This is a genomic window from Microbacterium oryzae, assembly GCF_009735645.1.
Taxonomy (GTDB): Bacteria; Actinomycetota; Actinomycetes; order Actinomycetales; family Microbacteriaceae; genus Microbacterium; species Microbacterium oryzae.
In genome coordinates this window covers 1,957,069-1,978,319 of the sequence record NZ_CP032550.1, presented here as the reverse complement: position 1 = coordinate 1,978,319, position 21,251 = coordinate 1,957,069, and the positions used below count along the sequence as shown (strand labels likewise).

Sequence of the window (21,251 nt, the reverse complement as noted above, 5' to 3'; positions counted from 1 at the left end):
GCCTAATGTAACAGCAACGTCGAAGACGAGAGGAACGCGATGGTGCGGAGTGAGATGCATCGCATCGTGGACGAGGCCGCCGGCGCGGTCGCGGCCGGCGCGAGTCCCGTGAGCATCGCCATCCACCTCGAGGAGGCGTGCGACATCGTCCTGCCCGACTCATTCATCTCCGCTGAGCGGCTCGGGAGCGCCGACGCCATCCTCGGCACCCTGCGCGAGCTGGGCGAGCCCGTCTGATGTGCGGCATCTGCGGCGTCTACTCGCCCAGCGCGCTGCCCGACGTCGAGCTCGGACTCGCCATGATGGGCGAGCTCAGCCACCGGGGCCCCGACGGCAGCGGCTACCTCCGCGATGAGACGGTGCTGCTCGGCCACACCCGCCTCGCGATCATCGACGAGGCCGGCGGCACGCAGCCCATGTCGAACGAGGACCGCACCGTCTGGGTCGTCTTCAACGGCGAGATCTTCAACCACGTCGAGCTCCGCGCCGAGCTCGAGCGCCGCGGGCATCGCTTCCGCAGCCGCTCCGACACCGAGGCCATCGTGCACGCGTGGGAGGAGTGGGGGCACGGCTGCTTCGAGCGGTTCAACGGGCAGTGGGCCGTGGCCATCTGGGACCGCCGCTCACGGGAGCTGATCCTCTCGCGCGACCGTCTCGGGGTGCGTCCCCTCTATTACACGCGGGTGGGCGGGCGCCTTCTGTTCGCGTCGGAGGTCAAGGCCCTCTTCGCGGACGCCGAGGTCCCGCGGCGGATCGACCCCCTGGGCCTCGACGAGGTGCTGACCTTCTGGTCGACCGTGGCGCCGCGGACGATCTTCGAGGGCGTGAAGCAGGTGCCGCCGGGCTCGTCCCTGATCGTCAGCGAGCGAGGGGAGACGCTGCGCCGGCACTGGCGGCCGTCCTTCCCCGAGCGCGGCGCGGAGCCGAAGCAGGATCTCGTCGAGAACGTGCGGGAGCTGCGTGAAGCGGTCGTCGCTGCGACGCGGCTGCGCTTCGAGCGGGCGGATGTGCCGGTGGGCGCCTACCTGTCCGGGGGCATCGACTCGGCGGTGACCGCGGCCTCGATCGCCGAGTACACCGGCGCCGAGCTCCACACCTTCTCGCTGCGGTTCGCCGACGCCGAGTTCGACGAGGGCTCGCCGCAGGCGGTCATGGTCGACCGGCTGGGATCGCGCCACAGCGAGGTGGTCGCGACGGAGCGGGACATCGCCGAGGTCTTCCCCGAGGTGGTCCGGCACGCGGAGACCGCGCTGCTGCGCACGGCGCCCGCGCCGATGTACCTGCTCTCGAAGCTGGTCCGCGATTCAGGCTACAAGGTCGTCGTCACCGGCGAGGGCGCCGACGAGGTGCTGGCCGGCTACGACATCTTCCGCGAGGCGCGGGTGCGCCGGTTTCTCGCGCGGAACCCCGATTCGGAGGTCCGCGGGCAGGCGGTCGAGCTGCTGTACCCGTGGATGAAGCGGTCGCCCGGGAGCACGCCCGCCTTCGCGCGCAGCTTCTTCTCGCGCACCGCCGACGTCGACGACGTGGCGCTGTCGCACCGGCCCCGCTGGGAGTCGACGTCGGTGCTCAAGAGCATGCTGACCGCGGATGCGCGCGTCGACGCCGCAGCGCCCGACGAGGCCCTCGTGGCGGCCCTCGGCGACGAGGGAGCGGGGTGGGACCCGCTCGCGCAGGCGCAGTGGCTGGAGCTCACCACGCTGCTGCCCGGGTACATCCTGTCGTCGCAGGGTGACCGGATGCTCATGGCGAACTCCATCGAGGGACGATTCCCGTTCCTCGATGCGAACCTCGTCGAACTCGCCAGCCGCCTGCCGGCGCGTCAGAAGATGCGCGGGCTCGACGAGAAGCACCTGCTCAAGCAGGCCTTCGCGGATCTCGTGCCCACGGCCATCCGCGAGCGCCCGAAGCAGCCCTACCGCGCTCCCGACGCCGCCAGCTTCTTCGCGGATGGCTCCCCCGACTGGCTGGACGACGTCGCCTCTCAGCGCGCCCTGGTCGACGCGGGGGTGTTCCGCCCGGAGATCGTCGATCGGCTGCTCGCGAAGTGCCGTGCCCGCGACGGGCGCGGTCTCGGCAACACCGACAACATGCGCCTGGTCGCCGTGCTCTCCGTGCAGCTGCTCAGCGCCCTCTTCCTGGGGGCGCGGCCGAGCGCACCCCGACGGCCCCCGGGGCCGGTCGTCGCCTTCGACCTCGTCGGCGATCTCGGACAGATGCGGGACGGAGCCGGCGCGGCCGGGAGGAAGGACACGACATGACATTCGGACCCGAGACGCTCGCGATCGACGAGGAGGCGGAGGTCGAGCGGATCACCGCGAGCCTGCGCGACTACGCCGCACGGCACCGCCGCCGCGGCGCCGTGCTGGGCGTGTCCGGCGGGATCGACTCCAGCGTGGTGGCGGCGCTCTGCGTGCGCGCGTTCGGCCCGGAGCGCGTGTTCGCGGTGCACATGCCGGAGCGGGAGTCGTCGGACGACACCCTCGGCTTCAGCACCAGCCTGACGGAGTGGCTGGGCGTCGAGTCGCGCGTGGAGGACCTCACCGACATCCTCACCGCGGCCGGCGCCTATGGACGCCGCGACGCGGCCATCCGACGCGTCCTGCCGGACTACGGCGAGGGATGGAAGTCGAAGATCGTGCTGCCGAGCGTGGTCGACTCCGACGCCTTCCGCATCTACTCGGTCGTCGCCGAGGCTCCCGACGGCACGCGTGTCACGCAGCGCCTGACGACCGAGGCGTACCTCGAGATCGTCGCGGCGACGAACACCAAGCAGCGTGTGCGCAAGATGACCGAGTACGGCGACGCCGACCGGCTGAACTACATCGTCGCGGGCACGCCGAACCGGCTGGAGTACGACCAGGGCTTCTTCGTGAAGCTCGGCGACGGGGCGGCCGACGTGAAGCCGATCGCGCACCTCTACAAGTCGCAGGTCTATGCCCTGGCGGCTCACCTCGGCGTGCCCGACGCCATCCGCGAGCGCCCGTCGACGACCGACACCTACTCGCTCGAGCAGTCGCAGGAAGAGTTCTACTTCTCGCTGCCGTATCAGCGGATGGACCTCTGCCTCTACGGTCTCAACCACGGCGTGCCGGTGCCGGAGATCGCGGCGGCGACCGGGCTCGAGGACGAGCAGGTCGAGCGCGTGTTCCGGGACATCGTGCAGAAGCGGCGGACCACGGCCTACCTGCATGAGCCGCCGGTGCTCGTGGAACCCGTCAGCGAGGTGTGATCGCGGAGGCCGTCGCGACCGCCATCGCGACGGCCTCCGTCGACGACGTCCGCACGTGCACGCGGAGCGCCGCGGCAGCCGACGCCACGGGCCCGGTGAGCTTCGCGGTCTCCTCCTCGTGCACGATCCCGATCCAGCGCCAGGGCACGGAGCCGTCCCAGCCGCGGAGGCCGAGCGCCTTCCAGACGGCCTCCTTCGCGGCGAAGGTCTCGGCGTAGGCGCGTGGGGGAGAGGCATCCTCGCGGCAGCGGCGGCGCTCCTCCGGCGTGAACCAGCGCTCGGCGACCGCTCCGCCCCGCAGCGCGACGAGACGGGCGATGCGCGGGACGGCGGCGACGTCGACCCCGATCCCGTGGATGGTCACGGCACGTCCGGCGCGAGGACGCGGATGAGCTCGCCCGCCGCCGCCCGGGCGCCGAGGGCGTTGAGGTGTCCGTTGTCGGCGGCGAGGGCGCGGTTGAGAACGAAGTACCGGTCCGCTCCCTCCGCGCGCGAGGTGGGCCGCTGGGCCAGGGTCGCCTCGACGGCGGCGACGTCGAACAGCGCACCGGAGGCGCCGTAGCGCTCGCGGATCAGCTCGTTGTACTCCTCGCGCGCGACGTTGTCGAGCGGCCCGGCCTGGTCGCCCCGGCCGACGAGAGCCTTGAGATTCGCACGCCAGCTGGGATCGGTCGTGAGAGGGACGGTCGTGTACAGGAAGCGGACGTCGGGGTGCCGCCAGGCGAGCTCGCTCATCGCGTGCGAGTACGCGTCGAACAGCGCGGGCACGTCGCTGCTGGCCGTGACGTCGAGGTAGCAGAACTTCAGCAGCGCCACGTCGACGCTCTCGCCCATGGGGCCGTCGAGGATGCGCGTGAAGTCCGCGATCTTGCTGTACGGGTCGCCGTTCACCCCGAGGTAGGCGTGGGCGATGAAGCCCCCGTCCTCGGCGGGCGGCTCCGTCGTCTCGACGATCCGCGGTGCACGCGTCGTCGCCCCCGCATAGAGCTCCTCGACGCCCGAGAGCACGTTGGCCCCGACGGACTGATGGCCGAAGAAGATCCGGCTGCCCGCGACCGCCTCCAGCTCCTCTGCGGCGGGCGGCCGCGCGTCGATCTCGTCCATCGGCGGGTTCTCCAGTGTCCAGTAGGCGGCGCTGACGGCGAGAACGAGGATGGCCACGGCCCCGAGCAGACCGCGGCGCCTCCCGTTCATGACGACGCCCGTGCCAGTGATGCGGCGATGCAGAGCTCCCGCACGCTGCGCTTGACGACCTTGCCGTTCGCGTTGACGGGCAGGGCGTCGACGATGTGCACGCGCGCGGGAACCATGTAGGCAGCCAGGCGCTCGCGGCAGTGGCGGATGACATCCTGCGTGGTGGGGGGATGATCGGGGCCGGTGACGACCACCATCTCGACGCGCTCACCGGACCGCTCGTCGGGCAGGCCGACGGCCGCCGCGGCGATGAGTCCCGGCAGCTCCATGGCCGCGGCCTCCACGTCGGTGCTCGCAATGCGGTAGCCCCACGACTTGATGAAGTCCTCGGCGCGGTCGACCACGTAGATGAAGCCGTCGGCGTCGACGGTGCCCAGGTCGCCGGTTCGCAGGACGCCGTCCGACATCTTGCGGGCGCTCGCCGCAGGGTCGTCGAGGTAGCCGGGGGAGATGTTGCGCCCCGTGGCGACGATCTCGCCCACCTCGCCGGGCGCGACGTCGGCGCCGCCCTCGTCCAGCACCCGGAGTGCGACGCCGGGGATGCCGCGGCCGATCGAGCCCTCCCGGCGCAGCAGCTCCTCGGGCGGCAGGTACGACAGTCGCGCAGTCGCCTCCGTCTGGCCGTACATCACGAACAGACGCGCGTGCGGCTGCCCGGCAACGAGCTCGCGCAGCACGCGCGGAGAGAGCGCTCCGCCGGCCTGCTGCATGTGGCGCAGGGCGGGCAGTTCGCGCCGCGTGAACGTGCTGCCTCGGACCAGGAGGTTGTAGACCGACGGCACCCCGGCCATCCCGGTGCAGGCGTGGTCGGCGAGCGCCTGCACGATCGTCTCCGGGAATGCGGACGACGGGTGGTCGACGAGCGAGGCGCCCGCGCGGAGGTGCGTGTGCAGCAGCGAGGCGCCGAACACATAGGTGAACGGCAGCACGACCAGCATCCGGTCGTCGGCGGCGAGCTCGAGGTAGCCGAGGATCGAGTCCGTGTTCGCGCGGATGTTCTCATGCGTGATCCGCACGGCGCGAGGGTCGCCGGTCGTGCCCGAGGTGAAGAGGTACGCCGCGTCGGCGTCCGGATCGACCTCGGTGACGGGGAAGTCGGCCGCCTCTCCTCGGGCCCACGCATCCCCGTCCTCCTCCTCGAGGACGGGGATGCCCGCGACGGCTGCGGCCTCCGCCTTCGCCGACTGCGAGCGTCCGACCAGAAGCGCGCCGCAGCGCGCCCACGATGCGCGGCGAGCGATCTCCCCGGCGTCGAGGGCGGTCGGAAGCGGCACCGCGACCATCCCCGAGGCGAGGATCGCGAGGTACGAGGCGATCCAGAACGTCCCGTTCGCGGCGAGGACCGCCACCGGCTCGCCGCGGTCGAGGCCGAGGGCGGCCACGCGGTCCATCATCGCGCCGACCGCCGCGCGGAGGTTCGCGTAGGAGAGCGCGCCGGTGCCGTCGATCCACGCGGTCGCCTCGCCCGGTGCCTCTGCGAGGAGGTAGGCGGCGACGTTCGTGTGCGACGGTAGGGACGTGAGATCGGATGCGCGCCGCTGGGCGCTGTGGGGCCTGGGCGCGTACGTGCTGGCCGTGATCGTCGTGCTGCTCTCCCCGGTCTCACCCGGAAGAGCCGTCGAGGCGATCACCGAAGCGGTGCGCGAGCTGGGGCTCCCCGGGGTGAGACAGGGCTGGGTGGAGTTCGGTGCGAACATCGTGCTGTTCCTGCCGTTCGGCTTCCTGCTGACGCTGCTGTGGCGGCGTCCGTGGCTCGGCGTCCTCGTTGCGGTGGGCGTCTCGGTGGCCGCCGAGGTCGCGCAGACGGCTCTCGACGGCCGGTTCGCCACCCCGCGCGACGTGCTCGCGAATTCGCTGGGCGCGCTGCTCGGGGCGGCGATCGGATGGGCGGTGCGGCGTCGGCTGGTCAGGCCGGCGTCAGGGCGCGGATCGGCTGCGCCTGGGAACGGCGCACAGCGAGGTACGCCGGCGGACCCTGGATGAGGTAGCGGCGGGCGAGCCGGCGCGGCTCGAGCATGAGGCGGTACGCCCATTCGACGCCGGCGTTGCTGACCCACTCCGGGGCGCGGCTGACGCGCCCGGCGAGGAAGTCGACGACCGCGCCGAACGCCAGCAGCGCGTCGGCGCCGGTCTGCGCGCCGTAGGCGGAGATCCAGCGCTCCTGGCGCGGCTTGCCGAGGCAGACCAGCAGCACGTTCACTCCCGTGGCGCGGATCTCGTCGCAGAGCCGGCGGCAGGCCTCGGGGTCGTTCAGCTCCTCGCGCGAGGGCGACCAGTGGCCCGCGAAGCGCAGCCCCGGCCATCCGTCGGCGAGACGCTGGCGCAGCGGCTCGGCGACCTCGGGCATGCCGCCCACGACGCCCACGGACAGGTCGGCCGCGGCGAGGTCGGTGAGCACCGACGTCACGATGTCGCTGCCCGCCAGACGCGGGTAGGCGACGCCGGTCATCCGCTGCGCCTGGTGCGCGATGGGCGCGCCGTCGATGAGGTTGAGCCAGCGCACCGAGCCGTCGGAGCGGAAGGAGTCCGTGCCGCCGGCGAAGTGGTGGATGTGATCGAGGTTGATCGACGAGACCGCGAGCGGCTTGCGCAGCGGTCGCCGGGTCGCCTCGGCGATGACGCGTCGCGCGACCCGCTCGTCGACGAGGTGGACGGGCGCGCCGCCGATCTCGATGACGGGGAGGCTCGCGAAGTCGTCGCTGACGAGGCGGGGGACGGCCGGCGGCGGCGTCGCGCGTCGGCGGAGGGTCGGCATCACCGACGACAGAGACAGGGTTGCTTGAGACATCAGTACGCCCCTTTCGGACGGACGACCACCGCGGCGGTGCGGAGGATGATCTTCAGGTCGGTCGCGATGGACCAGTTCTCGACGTAGCGGAGGTCGATGCGGACGCTCTCCTCCCACGTCAGGTCACTGCGCCCACCGACCTGCCAGGGGCCGGTGATGCCCGGCTTGACATACAGGCGGCGGTAGGCGGAGCGCTCGTACGCGAACACCTCGCGCGGCAGCGGGGGCCGAGGCCCGACGACGCTCATGTCGCCCCTCAGCACGTTCCAGAACTGGGGGAGCTCGTCGACGGAGAACTTCCGCAGGAAGCGTCCGACGGTGGTGACGCGGGGGTCGTCCCGCAGCTTGAAGAGCGGCCCCGCTCCCTCGTTCGCGGCCTCGAGGCGCTCGCGCTCGGCCTCGGCCGACTGCGACATCGAGCGGAACTTCACCATCCGGAACGGGCGGCCGTCGCGTCCGATGCGCTCCTGCAGGAAGAACACCGGGCCGGGGGAGTCGAGCTTGATCGCGAGGGCGATCACCGGCAGCACCGCGCCGATCGCGACGAGCGCGAGAGTCGACACGACCACGTCGACCGCGCGCTTGGCGAGGTGCGACGCCCCGCGGTAGCGGGGGACCTGCACCTGCACGAAGGGGACGCCCTGGATCTGCAGGAGGGCGAGGCGCGACGGCGCGGTGTCGCGCAGTCCGTTCGCGACGACGATCTCCGCTGCGAGCCCCTCCAGACGCCATCCGAGGCGCTTGATGAGGTCGCTGCCGGCGGGCGGGGCGCTCGCGACGATGACGGTGTCGGTGCCCAGCGACCCGGCGGCCGCCGTCACGCGCTCGATGACCTCGGCGGGGTCGGCGGTGTCCTCGATGAGCACCGAGCCGTCGATCCGGTAGCCGCTCGCGTCGTCGCGGGCGAGGGCCGCGGCGAAGCCCTCGACGTCGACCGCCCTGCCCACGAGGAGGGCCGACGCGAGATCGTGCCCGGCGCGACGGCGGACTGCGGCGCGGAAGCGCAGCGCCTCCCGCGACAGCGCGAGCCCGGCGAGTCCGATCGGAGCCGCGACGAGCAGCACGGGGCGGATCGCTTCGGACTCGACCGCCACGAAGCCCATCGTGAGCAGGCCGAAGGCCACGACGGTCGGGGCGAGAAGCCGCGGGCGAGCCGCCGTGGCGGTCGCCGAGCGGGAGCCGGCGACGCGGAGAGCGGTCCACCACACGGCCGCGCTCAGCGCGCACGGCAGGGCGTCGGGCTGCGCGCCGAGGAACGGTGCGAGAACCCAGGCCAGGAGGGCTGCCGCGGACACGACGACGGCGTCGGCCGCGGCGGTCAGGAGCCGCTGTCCGCGTTCGATGCGCAGGCGACGAGCGAGAGCGGTCGCGGTGCGGGGGGCTGCCGCGGTCGCATACGGCGAGGCGACCGGGCGCTCGACCGCAACCTCGTGCGTCTCCTCCGTCGGCCGCAGCGCCAACGGCTCGCGGCCGACGACCTCGCGCAGCGGACGGAGTCCGATGCGGCGCCGCGGGCGGAGCGTTCCCAGGGTCTCTTCGAGCGCGGTCACCGCGCGCCCCCTGGTGCGGCTCCACGCCGCTGCCGATGCAGAATCGCCATCGCATGCCCCCATCCCTCGAAGAGCCCGTCCGGCACGAATGGGGCCCCGTTCACTGAGGGAGGAGAGCGCTCAGGTCGCGCTGATACGTCGGGGTCGGGAATTGATGCGCGGAGCGTCCTGCCCCGCGCGTCGACAGCGTCGGGCCTGCCGGATACGCTCGGGCCATGGCCTCGCTCGTGCTCACGCTCATCGGACAAGACCGTGCCGGACTCGTCGCCCGGGTGGCGGATGTCGTGGAGGCGCACGGCGGCAACTGGGAGAGCAGCCGGCTCGCCGAGCTCGACGGCACCTTCGCCGGAGTGGTGCAGGTGTCGGCGCCGACGTCGCGAGTCGTCGCGCTGACGGAGGACCTCGAGCGCATCGACGGCCTCGCCATCACCGTGCGCGCGGCCGAGCAGTCCGAGGCGGTCACGGGTGCGAGGTTCTCGCTGCAGGTCCTCGGCGACGACCGCCCGGGAATCGTCCGCGAGGTGTCGGCGGCGCTGCTGCGCGGCGGTGCGAGCATCGAGAGCATGTCGACGCAGACGCGGGAGGCCGCCATGTCGGGAGGCCGCCTCTTCGAAACCGCGGCCACGGTCCGCGTCCCCGAGGGCGTCGCCGTGGCCGACGTCGCGCGCGAGCTCGAGGGCATCGCCGCCGAGATCCAGGTCGACGTCGCCACCGTCGACGAGACCGTGCCCGCGCCGCTGGGCTGAAGCCCACCCCGGCGCACGCGGAGGTCAGCGCGAAGCGCTCACCTCGAGGCGCTCACCTCGAAGCGCTCACCTCGAAGCGCTCACCTCGAAGCGCTCACCTCGAAGTCGGATGTGCCCTGGGCGGTGGTGTCCTCCACCGTCAGTGCGTCCACGCGCGCGCCGACGGGCCCGTGCCGCATCCAGTCGACCACGGCCTGCACGGCATCCGGCGCTCCCTCGAGCTCCGCCTCGACGGTGGTGCTTCCCGCGTTCCGCACCCAGCCGCTCACGCCCAGCCGCTCGGCTTGGCGCGCGGTGCTCCAGCGGAAGCCCACACCCTGCACGCCGCCCGCCACGACCACGCGCACCCGCCTCGCCTCGGCCATCCGATCAATCCAGCCCGAAGGGCCGGCCCTCGGCGACCGCGATCGCATACGCGTGCACGATCTCGGCGCCGGCACCCGGCGTGAGCTGCTCGACGACGGGGCCGGCGTGCTTCTCGATCTCCTCGACGGGCTTCCCGGTCCACTCGCGGCGGAACTCCACGTCCTGCTGGTGCCAGATCAGACTCATGAGCTCACCCTGGCACCGTTGCGGCCGCTTTTCCTGGGCTTGATGGATGGCCGTTCCAGCGGTATCGGAGCCTGCGCTTCCTTCTCCGGCCGGCATCCCCCAAGATAGGCGTGGGGGAATTCAATGCATTCGGAGATATCGGACCGTCAGAGCGAAGACGAGGCCGCGCAGCGGCCGCGTGCGACGCTGGTCGCGCACGTGGGTGTGGCCGTCGCCGCGCTCGTCGCCGTCACCACCGGAGCCAGCGCGCTGGCCGTGGGCCGACCGGTTCCCGAGAGCGCACCGGTCGCCGCCGTGTCGCTCGCGGTGGACCCGTCGCAGGGTGACGAGGCCGAGCCGCCGGAGTCGCCGACGGCGGGGTTCTCGGACGAGGCCGCGCGCTTCGCCGAGCAGACGGTGGAGGTGCCGGACCTCGCGTCGAGCTCGTACGGCGCGACGACGATCGACGAGCTCACCGCCACGCTGCGCAAGGCCCGCGAGGCGCTCATCGGCAACGCGCGCGCGGCCGGCCTCGACGTCGACCTCTCCCGCCTGGGTGACGACAAGGACCTTCCGTCGCTCGGCAAGTTCATCTGGCCGGTCGCCAACCCCACCCTCACCGACCCGTTCGGCGCTCGCGGCGGCCGTCACATGGGCATGGACATGGCCGCGGCCGGCGGGACGCCCATCACCGCGGCGTCTCCCGGCATCGTCGTGCTCTCCAGCGAGAGCCACTACGGCTACGGCGTCGCGGTGATCATCCAGCATGTCAACGGCGTGCGCACGCTCTACGGGCACATGATCCACGGCAGTCGCGCCGTCCAGGCGGGCGACTGGGTGGAGGCCGGCGATCCGATCGGCCTCGTCGGAAACACCGGCCACAGCTTCGGCAACCACCTGCACTTCGAGGTGCACGTCGACGGCGTCCCCGTCGACCCGCGGCGCTACCTCGACGGCGCGGGGGACCCTGTCGACGTGAAGCCGTGGCAGCCGGTGCCCGGTGGCGCGGAGCCCGCCCAAGTGCCGCCCTCCGCGGAGCCCTCGCCGTCGGAGAAGCCGGACCGCACGCCCGAGCCGAAGCCGACGGAGCCGACCCGCACGCCGGAGCCCACGAAGACGCCGGAGCCGTCGAAGACGCCGCCGCCCACGACCGCTCCGCCGAAGTCGCCGCAGCCGACGCCGCCGCCCGCGACCCAGCAGCCCTCGCCGCAGCCGACGAAGCCCCCGGCTACGGCCGAGCCGACCGAGCCGCCGGCCACCACGCAGCCGGAGCCGACGCAGCCGCCGCAGACCTCCGAGCCGGCGCCGAGTGCGCCGCCGACGACCGCACCTCCGGAGCCTTCGGCTCCCGCCCCGGCGCCGTCGGCGCCCGCACCGTCCGCTCCCGCCCCCAAGACCCCCGCGCCCACCGAGACGTCCTCGCCGTCCGGCGCGTGACGCTCGACACCTCCGCTCTCACCGAGCGCGTGCGCGCGCGGGAGGTGCGACGGTTCTGGCGGCGATTCCGGGACGTGCCCGGTGCGCGTCAGCCGGGGCGCGGCGCGCGCGTCGCCGTGGTGACGTTCGGGGCGCTCGTCGTTCCGCTCGGACTGCTGGCGATGTCCGTCGGCGTGGCGCAGGAGATCGAGGAAGCCGCGCCCGACATGGCGGAGCAGCTCACGGGGATGTCCGTGATGATGCTGCTCTTCCTCATCGCGGGCGCTGTGCTCACATGGGCATCGGTCCGCATGGGTGCCCGGCGGCGCAGCCGTCGGGAGTTCTTCCGTCTGGCGCGGTTCGCCGGCCTGAACGGGCTCGACTTCGCGCCAGGGCTCCACGACGGCTCGCACCTCGAGCCGTGGCGCGAGCGGGGGAGGGTCGGCGTCATCGACGCCATGCGGAGCCGCGGCGGGCGCCCCGTCGAGTTCGGGAACTACGAGATCCGCACATCCCAGGGCCACCGCGCGCAGGCGACCTTCGGTGGCTATGCCGCCACGCGCGTCGGAACCGCGCTTCCGAACATCCGTCTCGAGTCCCGCAGCGTGCGACGGGTGATGCACGAGGGTGCCGTGGCGCGCGATCAGCGGCTGAGCCTCGAGGGGAACTTCGAGCGTGCCTTCACGCTCACGTGTCCGCAGGGGTACGAGACGGATGCCCTGTACCTCTTCACCCCGGATGTCGCGGCTCTGCTGATGGACGCGGCGTCGGACTTCGACATCGAGCTCATCGACGACTGGGTCTTCCTCACGTCGCCCGCCGACGTGGTGACCCTGCGCGCGGAACGCTGGCAGAACGTCGAATCCGCGCTGCGCGCGGTCGTCGCGAAGATCGATCAGTGGGAGCGATGGCGCGACGATCGCGTCCCGGCGAATCGGCTCTCCGCGCCCGGCCGCGTGGCGCGCCCGGGGCGACGCCTCCGGATCCGCCCGGGACCGGGCCTCGTGCTCATCGCGTTCCTCGCCGCCCTGTACGGCTCGCTCGTGGCGATCGCCGGCGCCCTGGGCTGAGCTTCCGGATGCTCCCGCGAGCCCTCTGCGCTCCGAGACTGCGCGGACGCTCCGACTGAGCACGCGCGACCCGCGGTGTGGGAGCGGAGACGCTGTCTCGGCGCGCTCGGGCGGCCCGGGAGCGCGTCTCACCCGGCGCGGCACGGCGGACGGAACGAGAAATGCCCCCGGCGAACCGGGGGCATTCTCTCTTCGGTGGCTCCGACGGGCGTCGATCCCGTGACCTCACGATTTTCAGTCGTGCGCTCTACCAACTGAGCTACAGAGCCGAGCTGCAGATATCTGCCGCTTCCTAGACGAAAGGCCTTCTCGAAAGAAGGCCCATCGTTCGGAGCGACCCTGACGGGACTTGAACCCGCGACCTCCGCCGTGACAGGGCGGCACGCTAACCAACTGCGCTACAGGGCCATGATGTGCTTTCGCACAGATTTTCAATTGTATCAGCTCGTGTGACCCCAACGGGATTCGAACCCGTGCTACCGCCGTGAAAGGGCGGCGTCCTAGGCCGCTAAACGATGGGGCCGGGAGTGAACCTCGGGCTCACGCTTGCCGACGATCCAGCATACGCAGACGGTTTCGAAAAATCCAAACCGCGCCCGCGCGCCGGGCGTGCCGCGCCGGGAAGACGCGCGAGGATGGGCTGGGAATCCCCCGCTTTCGCACCCGTGAAGATGCCGGCTGTGACGGAAGTTGCTACTGTTTCGGCTGGTGCGTGTACGTGCGGAGAAGGGTGCGATGAACGTCGAGAAGAACCTCGTGGAGGAGTGCGACTGCGCACCCACCGCCGCAGAGCGACGCATCCTCTGGAACCCTCTCTCCCGACGCAACGCCCTGATCTTCGGCGCCCTCGGCGTCGCCACGATCGGCGCGGGAGTGGGCGCCTTCGGCGCGAAGCAGTCCGCGGCGGCGCTGACGTACAACCCCGACGACTATCCGAGCTGGGACGACGTGGAAGCCGCGCGCGGCGACGAGGCCGCGAAGGCGGCCGAGGTCACCCGCATCGAGGGACTCATCGCCGGCCTCCAGAGCCGCGTCGACGAGACGAAGGCCGCCGCGAAGGCCGCCGCAGACGACTACTACGCCGCGCAGCAGGCGTTCTACGAGGCGGCGTACCGCGCCGATGAGCTGCAGAAGCAGGCCGACGAGCAGGCCGAGAAGGCCGATGCGGCGGCGCAGACCGCCGCGCGGCTCGCCGCGCAGCTCTCCCGCTCCGGCGGCGACGACACCTCGCTCGAGCTTCTCTTCGCGGGCTCCGCGGAGAACGCCGACGAGCTGCTCACGCAGCTCGGGCAGATGGACAAGCTCATCGAGCGGAACGAGTCCGTCTACGCCGAGGCGGCCTCCGCGCGCGACTCCGCTCAGTCGCTGAGCGACCAGGCCGAGACCGCCCGCACCGAGCGGGACCGGCTGCAGAAGATCGCCGAGGAGAAGATGGCGGCCGCGCAGGCGGCGCAGCAGGCCGCAGAGGCCGCGCTCGCCGACCAGGAGGCGAACCTCATCACCCTCGAGGCGCAGCTCGCGGCTCTGAAGGACAACACCGAGAAGACCGTCGCCGAGTACCAGGCGGGTGTCGAGGCGAAGCGGCGGTACGAGGAGGAGCAGCGTCGCCTCGCTGAGGAGCGTGCGCGCAAGGAGGCCGAGCGCCAGCGGGAGATCCTCCGGCAGCAGCAGCTCGAGCAGCAGCGCCAGCTGGAGCAGCAGCGTCAGGAGCAGGAGCGCCAGCAGCAGAACAGCGGCGGCGGACAGCAGCCGGCGCCCGCGCCCGCGCCGCCGCAGGCTCCCGCCGACAACGGCGGCGGCGGTGGCAGCACGCAGTCGGGCTCGAACGGCTGGGTGCGTCCGAACAACGGCGTGCAGACCTCCGGCTACGGGCGCCGCTACCAGATCTGCGGGTCGAGCTACTGCTCGTCGTCGTTCCACGCGGGCGTCGACCTGGCCGCCGGCTGCGGCTCGGGCATCTACGCCGCCCACTCCGGCACCGTGATCTACTCGGGGTACAACGGCGGCTACGGCAACTACATCCACATCGACAACGGCGACGGCACGGGCACCGGCTACGGCCACATCGTCAACGGCGGCCTGCTCGTCGGGCAGGGCCAGTGGGTCGAGGCGGGTCAGCTCATCGCACTCGAGGGCAACACCGGCAACTCGTTCGGCTGCCACCTGCACTTCGAGGTCTACGTCAACGGCGCGACGGTGAACCCCATCGACTTCATGGCCGCGCGAGGCATCTCGGTCTGACGCGCGACGACGAGAAGGGGGCCGCCGATCGGTGATCGGCGGGCCCCCTTCTCGTCGTGGGACTCAGGCGCGGGAGTCGGGCAGCTCGCCCTCGCCCTGCGTGCGGGTCTGGCCCTCGTGCTCCTCGAAGCGCTCGAACGCCTCCTGCACGAGACGCTCGGCCTCGGCGGCTCCGGCCCACTCGTCGACCTTGACCCACTTGTTGGGCTCGAGGTCCTTGTAGTGCTCGAAGAAGTGCGCGATCTCCTTGCGCGTGAACTCCGGGAGGTCGTCGACGTCCTGGATGTGGTCCCAGCGCGGGTCCTTCGCGAGCACGGCCACGACCTTGTCGTCGCCGCCGGCCTCGTCGCTCATCTTCAGCACGGCGACGGGGCGCACCTTGGCGCTGACACCGGGGTAGATGGCGTGGTCGAGCAGCACGAGGACGTCGAGCGGGTCGCCGTCCTCTCCCAGCGTGTTGTCGAAGAACCCGTAGTCGGTCGGGTAGCCGAAGGTCGTGTAGAGCACACGGTCGAGGAACACGCGCCCCGTGCCGTGGTCGACCTCGTACTTCACGCGGCTGCCGCGCGGGATCTCGATGACTGCGTCGTACGCGCCCATGCGAGTGGTGTCCTCTCGTAAGGAAATCTGACGTGCCCAGCGTAGCCGCGCGCGCCGCCGCCCGACGAAGCGCGTGCTCGCGTGCCCGCTAGCGTGGGATCGTGCTCGATCCCGCCATCGCCGCCGTCCGTCTCGCCGTGCGCACCGCGCTCGCACCGCTCGAGGGATCGGGCGCCGCGATCGTCGTCGCGCTGTCGGGCGGGCCCGACTCGCTGGCCCTCGCCGTCGCGACGGCATTCGAGGCGCCCCGACTCGGCCTCCGGGTCGTGACGGCGACCGTCGATCACGGGCTGCAGGACGATTCGGCCGACGTCGCTCGGCGAGCAGCGCAGCAGGCGCGGATGGCCGGGGCCGCGGATGCGCGCATCGTCCGCGTCGAGGTGGGGGCGGAGGGCGGTCCCGAGGCCGCCGCCCGCGACGCCCGCTACGCCGCCCTGCGCGAGGTCGCAGCGGAGGAGGGCGCCGCCGCGGTCCTCCTCGCCCACACGCTCGACGACCAGGCGGAGACCGTGCTGCTCGGCCTCGCTCGGGGGGCGGGCGCGGGAAGCCTCGCCGGCATGCCGCCGCGTCGCGTCGACGCGCGCGGTCTCGCGTGGCTGCGGCCGCTTCTCGGGCTGCGTCGCGCGCAGACCCACGCGTTCTGCCGCGCATCCGACCTCGCGCCGTGGGCGGATCCGCACAACGACGAGGACCGCTTCGCGCGGGTCCGGGTGCGCAGCCGCGTGCTCCCCGTGCTCGAGCACGAGCTCGGCCCGGGGGTCGCGGAGGCGCTCGCGCGCACGGCCGATCAGCTGCGCGAGGACAACGAGGCCTTCGCCGACATGATCGACGAGGTCATCGAGGACATCGTCGAACCGGCGGAGGCCGGCATCGCGATCTCCGTCCCCGCGCTCGCCGCCAACCCGCCCGCCCTCCGGCACCGGATCATCCGGCACGTGGCGCAGAGCGAGTTCGGCGCGAGCCTCACCCGCACGCAGACCCTCGAGGTCGCGCGCCTCGTCTCGGACTGGAGCGGGCAGGGACCCATCGACCTCCCCGGCTTCACGGCCGCGCGCCGAGCGGGCCTGGTGGTGTTCGCCGCCCGCGCCTGACGCCACCGGGATACCGGCCCGTATGACCCGCGCCGCATACGAGAGCGAATACGCTGGAAGGTCCACGCGGCCGCTCCGCCGGCGCGCGCCTACGGAGGATACGTGCCAGGAAACGCCATCGCCCGCTTCGACAACGTCGCACTGCTGTCCGTCACGAGCGAGCTGCCGAGTCGTGTGACGACCTCCGATGACATCGAGGGCCGCCTCTCGGATGCGCTGTCGCGGCTGCGCCTGCGCAGCGGACTGCTGCGACGGGTCGCCGGTGTGCTGGAGCGGCGCAACTGGGCCGAGGGGGAGTCGTCCGACGCCGCCACGATCTCCGCGGGCCGACGGGCGCTGGCCGAGGCCGGCGTCGACCCGTCCGAGGTGGGCCTGCTCGTCAACACCTCCGTCACCCGCAAGCACCTCGAGCCGTCGGTCGCGGTGCGCCTGCACCACGGTCTCGGGATGCCCACCTCCGCCGTGAACTTCGATGTCGCCAACGCGTGCCTCGGCTTCATGAACGGCATGAGCCTCGCGGCCGGCATGATCGAGTCCGGACAGATCCGCTACGCCATCGTCGTGAACGGCGAGGACGCCGACGACATCCAGGTCAACACGATCAACCGCCTGCTGCGCGCCGACATCGGCCGCGAGGACTTCATGAGCGAGTTCGCCTCCCTCACGCTGGGGTCGGGTGCAGCCGCGGCCGTCCTGGGCCGCGCCGATGAGCACCCCGAGGGCCACCGCCTGCTCGGCGGCGTCACCCGCGCCGCGACGCAGTTCCACGAGCTCTGCGTGGGCAGCGTCGACGGCATGTTCACCGACGCGAAGGCGCTGCTCAAGGGCGGCCTCGAGCTCGTCGTGTCCGCGTGGAAGGAGGCCGCGCCGGAGTGGGGATGGGACTCGGTCGACCGCTACATCACGCACCAGGTGTCGTCCGCTCACACGAACGCCATCGTGAAGGCCGCCAAGCTCGACCGCTCCCGCGTGCCGGTGACCTACCCGCGCTACGGCAACGTCGGACCCGCGTCCATCCCGATCACCCTCGTCGAGGAGAGCGCGACCCTGAAGCGGGGCGATCGCGTGCTCCTCATGGGCGTCGGCTCGGGGCTGAACACGGCGATGATGGAGCTCTCCTGGTGACGCAGCCCGCCTCGCCCCTGCCGGCGAGCCTCCCGGGTTTCGACGCACGTCACAGTCGGGTCGCGGTGATCGAGGGGCGGGGAGTCGACGCCGGCGTGAGCCGCACCTGGCATCACGTCGACACCGCGGACGAGCTCGCGAAGCTCGGCGCCCGGCAGCTGGGCACCATCCTCGCCGTTCACGGCAACCCGACGTGGTCGTATCTGTGGCGCCACGTCGTGGCCGCCACGCTGCGGCAGGCGGAGGAGACCGGCGAGGGCTGGCGCGTCGTCGCCGTCGACCAGCTCGAGATGGGATGGTCCGAGCGCACCGATGCGCATCGGCCGCTCGCGCAGCGCGTCGCCGACCTCGCGGCCTTTGCGGATGCCGTCGTCCCCGAGGGGCCGGTCGTCACGCTCGGTCACGACTGGGGCGGCGTCGTCTCCCTCGGCTGGGCGGTCGATCACCGGGAGCGCCTCGCCGGCGTCGCGCTGCTCAACACGGCGATCCACCATCCCGAGGGCGTGCCCATTCCCGCCGTGCTGCGCCTCGCGGGCTCGCGCGCGGCGCTCGCGTCGGCGACCGTCCGCACGACCGCGTTCCTCGACACCACCCTCGCGCTCGCGTCGCCGGCGCTGCCGAGGGATGTGCGCGACGCCTACCGCTCCCCGTACCGCACCGCGGCGCGCCGCGGCGGGATCGGCGCGTTCGTCGCGGACATCCCCGCCGACGCCGGGCACGAGAGCCGCCCCGAGCTGCAGCGCATCGCCGCGGGCGTCGCCGAGCTCGACGTGCCGGCCCTCATGCTCTGGGGCCCGAAGGACCCGGTCTTCTCCGACCGCTACCTCGACGACCTCGTGCGGCGGATGCCGCATGCCGACGTGCACCGCTTCGAAGGAGCCGGTCACCTCGTCGCGGAGGACCGCCCCTGCGCCGACGCGCTGCTGACCTGGCTGGGCGACCGCCTGCCCGATGGCGGCATCGGGTCGGATGGCCGGAGCCGCCTTCCCGAGGACGCCGCACGGCCCGAGGACGCCGCGCCTTCCGAGGGGGCGCCGACGCCCGCGACGCCGCACGTGCCGCTCTGGGCGCCGCTGGACGCCCGCCGCGAGGACGACGACATCGCCGTGGTGGAGCTCTCCGGTCACGCCACGCGGCGCGTCAGCTGGCGGCAGCTGGATGAGCGCGTCCGCGCGATCGCCGCCGGCCTGCACGCGATCGGCGTGCGCCGCGGCGACCGCGTCTCGGTGCTCGTGCCGCCGGGTGCCACCCTCACCGCCGTCGTCTACGCCTGCCTGCGCATCGGCGCGGTCGTCGTCGTCGCCGATGCCGGACTCGGTGTGAAGGGCCTCTCGCGCGCCGTGCGCGGCGCGTGGCCCGCATTCCTCATCGGCGAGCGGAAGGGGCTCGCCGCCGCGCGTGCCCTCGGCTGGCCGGGGCAGCGCATCTCCGCCGTCGCGCTCGCCCCGGCGGCGCGTCGCGCACTCGGCGTCTCGCACACGCTGGGTGAGATCGCGGCGCTCGGTCGGGACGCCGAGCTCCCGGAGGCTCCGGACCCCGCCGATCGCGCGGCCATCCTCTTCACCTCGGGCTCCACGGGGCCCGCGAAGGGCGCCGTGTACTCGCACGCGCAGCTGTCGGCCCTGCGCGACGCGCTCGCCGCGCACTTCGAGGTCGGGCCCGACACCGGCCTCGTCACCGGGTTCGCGCCGTTCGCCCTGCTGGGGCCTGCGCTCGGCACGCGCTCGGTCACACCCGACATGGACGTGTCCGCGCCGCGCACGCTGACCGCGCAGGCGGTGGCCGCGGCCGTTCGCGAGTCCGACGCGCGCATCGTCTTCCTCTCGCCCGCGGCCATCCTGAACGTCGTCGCCACCGCCGATGCCCTGGCCTCGGCGGACCGGAAGGCGCTCGCCGACGTGCGGACGTTCCTGTCCACGGGGGCGCCGATCGGCCGCGCGCTGCTGGAATCGGCGGGCGACCTCATGCCCGAAGCCGTGGCGCACACCCCGTACGGCATGACCGAGTGCCTGCTCGTGACCGACACCACCCTCGACGGCATCCGCGTCGCGGCGGCCGCGCCGGACGGCGGCGTGTGCGTGGGCCGCCCGATCGGCGAGGGGCGCGTGCGGATCAGCGCGCTGGACCCTGCCGGGCGCGCGACGGGCGAGCCGGGTGAGGAGCCCGGCGTGCTGGGGGAGATCCTCATCTCCGCTCCGCACCTGAAGTCGGCGTACGACCGGCTGTGGCTGACCGACCGGGCGGCCGCGCGGGAGGTGCCGCAGGACGGGCGCCGCTGGCACCGCACCGGCGACGTCGGGCATCTCGACGCCGATGGCCGGCTGTGGGTCGAGGGGCGGCTGCCGCACGTCATCGTCACGGCCGACGGGCCCGTCGCCCCCGTCGCGACCGAGCAGCAGATCGAGACCGTCGCCGCCGTGCGGCGCGCGGCCGTCGTCGGGATCGGTCCGGAGGGGGACCGGCGCGCCGTGGCGGTCGTCGAGACCCGTCCCGCGGCGCGCCGCCCCGGCCTCGCGAGCCCCGACCTGACCGCCGCCGTGCGCGCGGCGGCCGAGCTGCCGCTCGCGGCCGTGCTCGTGGTGCCGGCGCTTCCCACCGACATCCGGCACAACTCCAAGATCGACCGCACCCGGCTGTCGGAATGGGCCGAGCGGACGCTGGCCGGCGGGAAGGCGATCCGGCCGTGAGGGTCCTCGTCACGGGAGCATCCGGCTTCCTCGGACGCGCCGTCGTCGAGCAGCTCCTCGCGGCCGGGCACGAGGTGCGCACGCTGCAGCGCCGCCCGTCGGGCGTGGCCGGGGCCGAGGATGCCCTGGGCTCGGTGACCGACGCCGCGACCGCCGAGCGGGCGGTCGCAGGGGTCGACGGGATCGTGCACCTCGCCGCCAAGGTCTCGCTCGCCGGGGACCGGACGGAGTTCCGCGCCGTGAACGTCGAGGGCACGCGGACGATGCTCGACGCGGCCGGGCGCGCCGGCGTCGAGCGCTTCGTGCAGGTGTCGTCGCCGTCGGTCGCGCACACGGGATCGTCGCTCGTCGGCGTGGGGGCGGAGCCGGCGTCGCCGGACTCGGCACGCGGCGACTACGCGCGGACGAAGGCCGAGGCCGAGCTCCTCGCGCTCGCACGCGACGGCGACGCGATGCACGTCGTCGCCGTCCGGCCGCACCTCGTGTGGGGGCCGGGCGACCCGCAGCTGATCGAGCGGATCGTCGAGCGCGCGCGGCGCGGCCGCCTGCCTCTCCTCGACGGCGGCACCGCGCTCATCGACACGATCTACATCGACAACGCCGCCACGGGCATCGCCGCTGCGCTCGACCGGGCGCCGGAGGCGCATGGCCGGGCCTACCTCCTCACGAACGGCGAGCCGCGCCCCGTGGGCGACCTCATGGCGGGGATCTGCCGCGCGGCCGGCGTCCAGCCGCCGCGGTGGAGCGTGCCGGCCGGTGTCGCGCGCGTCGCGGGATCCCTCGTGGAGCGTGCCTGGGCCATCCGACCCGGCGCCGACGAGCCGCCCATGACGCGGTTCCTCGCGGAGCAGCTGTCGACCGCCCACTGGTTCGACCTGCGCGACACGGTGCGCGATCTGCAGTGGCGGCCGACGGTGACGATCGACGAGGGGCTCGAGCGCCTCGGCGCGCACCACCGCTCCCGCAGCGGAACGTAAGCT

Annotated in this window: 20 protein-coding genes and 3 tRNA genes; 12 read left to right on the top strand and 11 right to left on the bottom strand. The window is 72.9% G+C overall.

Annotated features, from left to right (window positions below; genetic code table 11):
• The first annotated feature begins 54 nt into the window (after positions 1 to 54).
• From D7D94_RS09255 to nadE, 3 genes are read left to right on the top strand one after another with little or no spacing between them, the layout of a single operon-like run.
• On the top strand, positions 55 to 237 hold the full coding sequence (locus D7D94_RS09255) for a hypothetical protein (protein ID WP_156242331.1): 183 nt from the start codon (positions 55 to 57) through the stop codon (positions 235 to 237).
• Positions 237 to 2,261: an asparagine synthase (glutamine-hydrolyzing) gene (gene asnB / locus D7D94_RS09250; protein WP_156242330.1), complete on the top strand. Its 2,025-nt coding sequence runs from the start codon at positions 237 to 239 to the stop codon at positions 2,259 to 2,261. Before D7D94_RS09255 ends, asnB begins: the two co-directional genes overlap by 1 nt.
• Positions 2,258 to 3,232, top strand: a complete 975-nt coding sequence (gene nadE / locus D7D94_RS09245) for an NAD(+) synthase (RefSeq protein ID WP_156242329.1) — start codon at positions 2,258 to 2,260, stop codon at positions 3,230 to 3,232. The genes asnB and nadE overlap by 4 nt, the downstream gene beginning before the upstream one ends.
• Here the strand turns inward: nadE and D7D94_RS14275 are convergent.
• The 3 genes from D7D94_RS14275 to D7D94_RS09235 are packed head-to-tail and all read right to left on the bottom strand — an operon-like array spanning position 3,219 to position 6,057.
• Positions 3,219 to 3,596, bottom strand: coding sequence for a holo-ACP synthase (locus D7D94_RS14275; RefSeq protein WP_173024275.1), 378 nt, complete (start codon positions 3,594 to 3,596; stop codon positions 3,219 to 3,221). The genes nadE and D7D94_RS14275 overlap by 14 nt on opposite strands.
• Positions 3,593 to 4,393, bottom strand: coding sequence for a hypothetical protein (locus D7D94_RS14270; protein WP_173024274.1), 801 nt, complete (start codon positions 4,391 to 4,393; stop codon positions 3,593 to 3,595). The genes D7D94_RS14275 and D7D94_RS14270 overlap by 4 nt, the downstream gene beginning before the upstream one ends.
• Positions 4,394 to 4,422: 29 nt before the next feature.
• Entirely contained in the window at positions 4,423 to 6,057 is a 1,635-nt protein-coding gene (locus D7D94_RS09235; RefSeq protein WP_246171748.1) for a class I adenylate-forming enzyme family protein, read from the bottom strand.
• Between D7D94_RS09235 and D7D94_RS14265 the strand changes: the two genes are divergently transcribed.
• The gene (locus tag D7D94_RS14265) at positions 5,945 to 6,409 is read left to right on the top strand and encodes a VanZ family protein (protein ID WP_246171747.1); all 465 of its coding nucleotides are present in this window, start codon (positions 5,945 to 5,947) and stop codon (positions 6,407 to 6,409) included. The genes D7D94_RS09235 and D7D94_RS14265 overlap by 113 nt on opposite strands.
• Here the strand turns inward: D7D94_RS14265 and D7D94_RS09225 are convergent.
• Positions 6,333 to 7,214, bottom strand: a complete 882-nt coding sequence (locus D7D94_RS09225) for a WecB/TagA/CpsF family glycosyltransferase (protein WP_156242327.1) — start codon at positions 7,212 to 7,214, stop codon at positions 6,333 to 6,335. The two genes, D7D94_RS14265 and D7D94_RS09225, sit on opposite strands and share 77 nt — an antisense overlap.
• Entirely contained in the window at positions 7,214 to 8,764 is a 1,551-nt protein-coding gene (locus D7D94_RS09220; protein WP_173024271.1) for a sugar transferase, read from the bottom strand. Before D7D94_RS09220 ends, D7D94_RS09225 begins: the two co-directional genes overlap by 1 nt.
• A gap of 215 nt (positions 8,765 to 8,979) precedes the next feature.
• On the opposite strand from D7D94_RS09220, the gene D7D94_RS09215 reads away from it, so the two are divergent.
• Positions 8,980 to 9,510 carry a glycine cleavage system transcriptional repressor gene (locus D7D94_RS09215; RefSeq protein ID WP_156242325.1) on the top strand — a complete coding sequence of 177 codons (531 nt, stop codon included), beginning with the start codon at positions 8,980 to 8,982 and terminating at the stop codon, positions 9,508 to 9,510.
• A gap of 80 nt (positions 9,511 to 9,590) precedes the next feature.
• Here D7D94_RS09215 and D7D94_RS09210 read toward each other — a convergent pair whose 3' ends face one another.
• Complete coding sequence (locus tag D7D94_RS09210; RefSeq protein WP_156242324.1) at positions 9,591 to 9,875, bottom strand: acylphosphatase; 285 nt, start codon at positions 9,873 to 9,875, stop codon at positions 9,591 to 9,593.
• 4 nt (positions 9,876 to 9,879) lie between these two features.
• Positions 9,880 to 10,062, bottom strand: coding sequence for a hypothetical protein (locus tag D7D94_RS09205; RefSeq protein ID WP_156242323.1), 183 nt, complete (start codon positions 10,060 to 10,062; stop codon positions 9,880 to 9,882).
• A gap of 123 nt (positions 10,063 to 10,185) precedes the next feature.
• Between D7D94_RS09205 and D7D94_RS09200 the strand changes: the two genes are divergently transcribed.
• Positions 10,186 to 11,478, top strand: coding sequence for a M23 family metallopeptidase (locus D7D94_RS09200; RefSeq protein ID WP_156242322.1), 1,293 nt, complete (start codon positions 10,186 to 10,188; stop codon positions 11,476 to 11,478).
• On the top strand, positions 11,475 to 12,527 hold the full coding sequence (locus D7D94_RS09195; RefSeq protein WP_156242321.1) for a hypothetical protein: 1,053 nt from the start codon (positions 11,475 to 11,477) through the stop codon (positions 12,525 to 12,527). Before D7D94_RS09200 ends, D7D94_RS09195 begins: the two co-directional genes overlap by 4 nt.
• A 196-nt stretch (positions 12,528 to 12,723) precedes the next feature.
• Here the strand turns inward: D7D94_RS09195 and D7D94_RS09190 are convergent.
• The 3 genes from D7D94_RS09190 to D7D94_RS09180 all read right to left on the bottom strand — a co-directional run bounded on the left by D7D94_RS09190 (position 12,724) and on the right by D7D94_RS09180 (position 13,050).
• Positions 12,724 to 12,796, bottom strand: a tRNA-Phe gene (locus D7D94_RS09190).
• A gap of 65 nt (positions 12,797 to 12,861) precedes the next feature.
• A tRNA-Asp gene (locus D7D94_RS09185) sits at positions 12,862 to 12,935 on the bottom strand.
• A gap of 42 nt (positions 12,936 to 12,977) precedes the next feature.
• A tRNA-Glu gene (locus tag D7D94_RS09180) sits at positions 12,978 to 13,050 on the bottom strand.
• A gap of 212 nt (positions 13,051 to 13,262) precedes the next feature.
• Between D7D94_RS09180 and D7D94_RS09175 the strand changes: the two genes are divergently transcribed.
• Complete coding sequence (locus D7D94_RS09175; RefSeq protein ID WP_156242320.1) at positions 13,263 to 14,768, top strand: peptidoglycan DD-metalloendopeptidase family protein; 1,506 nt, start codon at positions 13,263 to 13,265, stop codon at positions 14,766 to 14,768.
• A gap of 63 nt (positions 14,769 to 14,831) precedes the next feature.
• On the opposite strand, the gene D7D94_RS09170 is transcribed toward D7D94_RS09175, so the two are convergent.
• Positions 14,832 to 15,368: an inorganic diphosphatase gene (locus tag D7D94_RS09170; protein WP_156242319.1), complete on the bottom strand. Its 537-nt coding sequence runs from the start codon at positions 15,366 to 15,368 to the stop codon at positions 14,832 to 14,834.
• 101 nt (positions 15,369 to 15,469) lie between these two features.
• On the opposite strand from D7D94_RS09170, the gene tilS reads away from it, so the two are divergent.
• The 4 genes from tilS to D7D94_RS09150 all read left to right on the top strand — a co-directional run bounded on the left by tilS (position 15,470) and on the right by D7D94_RS09150 (position 21,248).
• Positions 15,470 to 16,459, top strand: a complete 990-nt coding sequence (gene tilS, locus D7D94_RS09165) for a tRNA lysidine(34) synthetase TilS (protein ID WP_246171746.1) — start codon at positions 15,470 to 15,472, stop codon at positions 16,457 to 16,459.
• A gap of 102 nt (positions 16,460 to 16,561) precedes the next feature.
• Entirely contained in the window at positions 16,562 to 17,584 is a 1,023-nt protein-coding gene (locus D7D94_RS09160) for a 3-oxoacyl-ACP synthase III (protein WP_156242317.1), read from the top strand.
• Entirely contained in the window at positions 17,578 to 20,271 is a 2,694-nt protein-coding gene (locus D7D94_RS09155; RefSeq protein ID WP_156243395.1) for an alpha/beta fold hydrolase, read from the top strand. Before D7D94_RS09160 ends, D7D94_RS09155 begins: the two co-directional genes overlap by 7 nt.
• Positions 20,268 to 21,248 carry an NAD-dependent epimerase/dehydratase family protein gene (locus tag D7D94_RS09150; protein ID WP_156242316.1) on the top strand — a complete coding sequence of 327 codons (981 nt, stop codon included), beginning with the start codon at positions 20,268 to 20,270 and terminating at the stop codon, positions 21,246 to 21,248. Before D7D94_RS09155 ends, D7D94_RS09150 begins: the two co-directional genes overlap by 4 nt.
• The last annotated feature ends 3 nt before the right edge of the window (positions 21,249 to 21,251 follow it).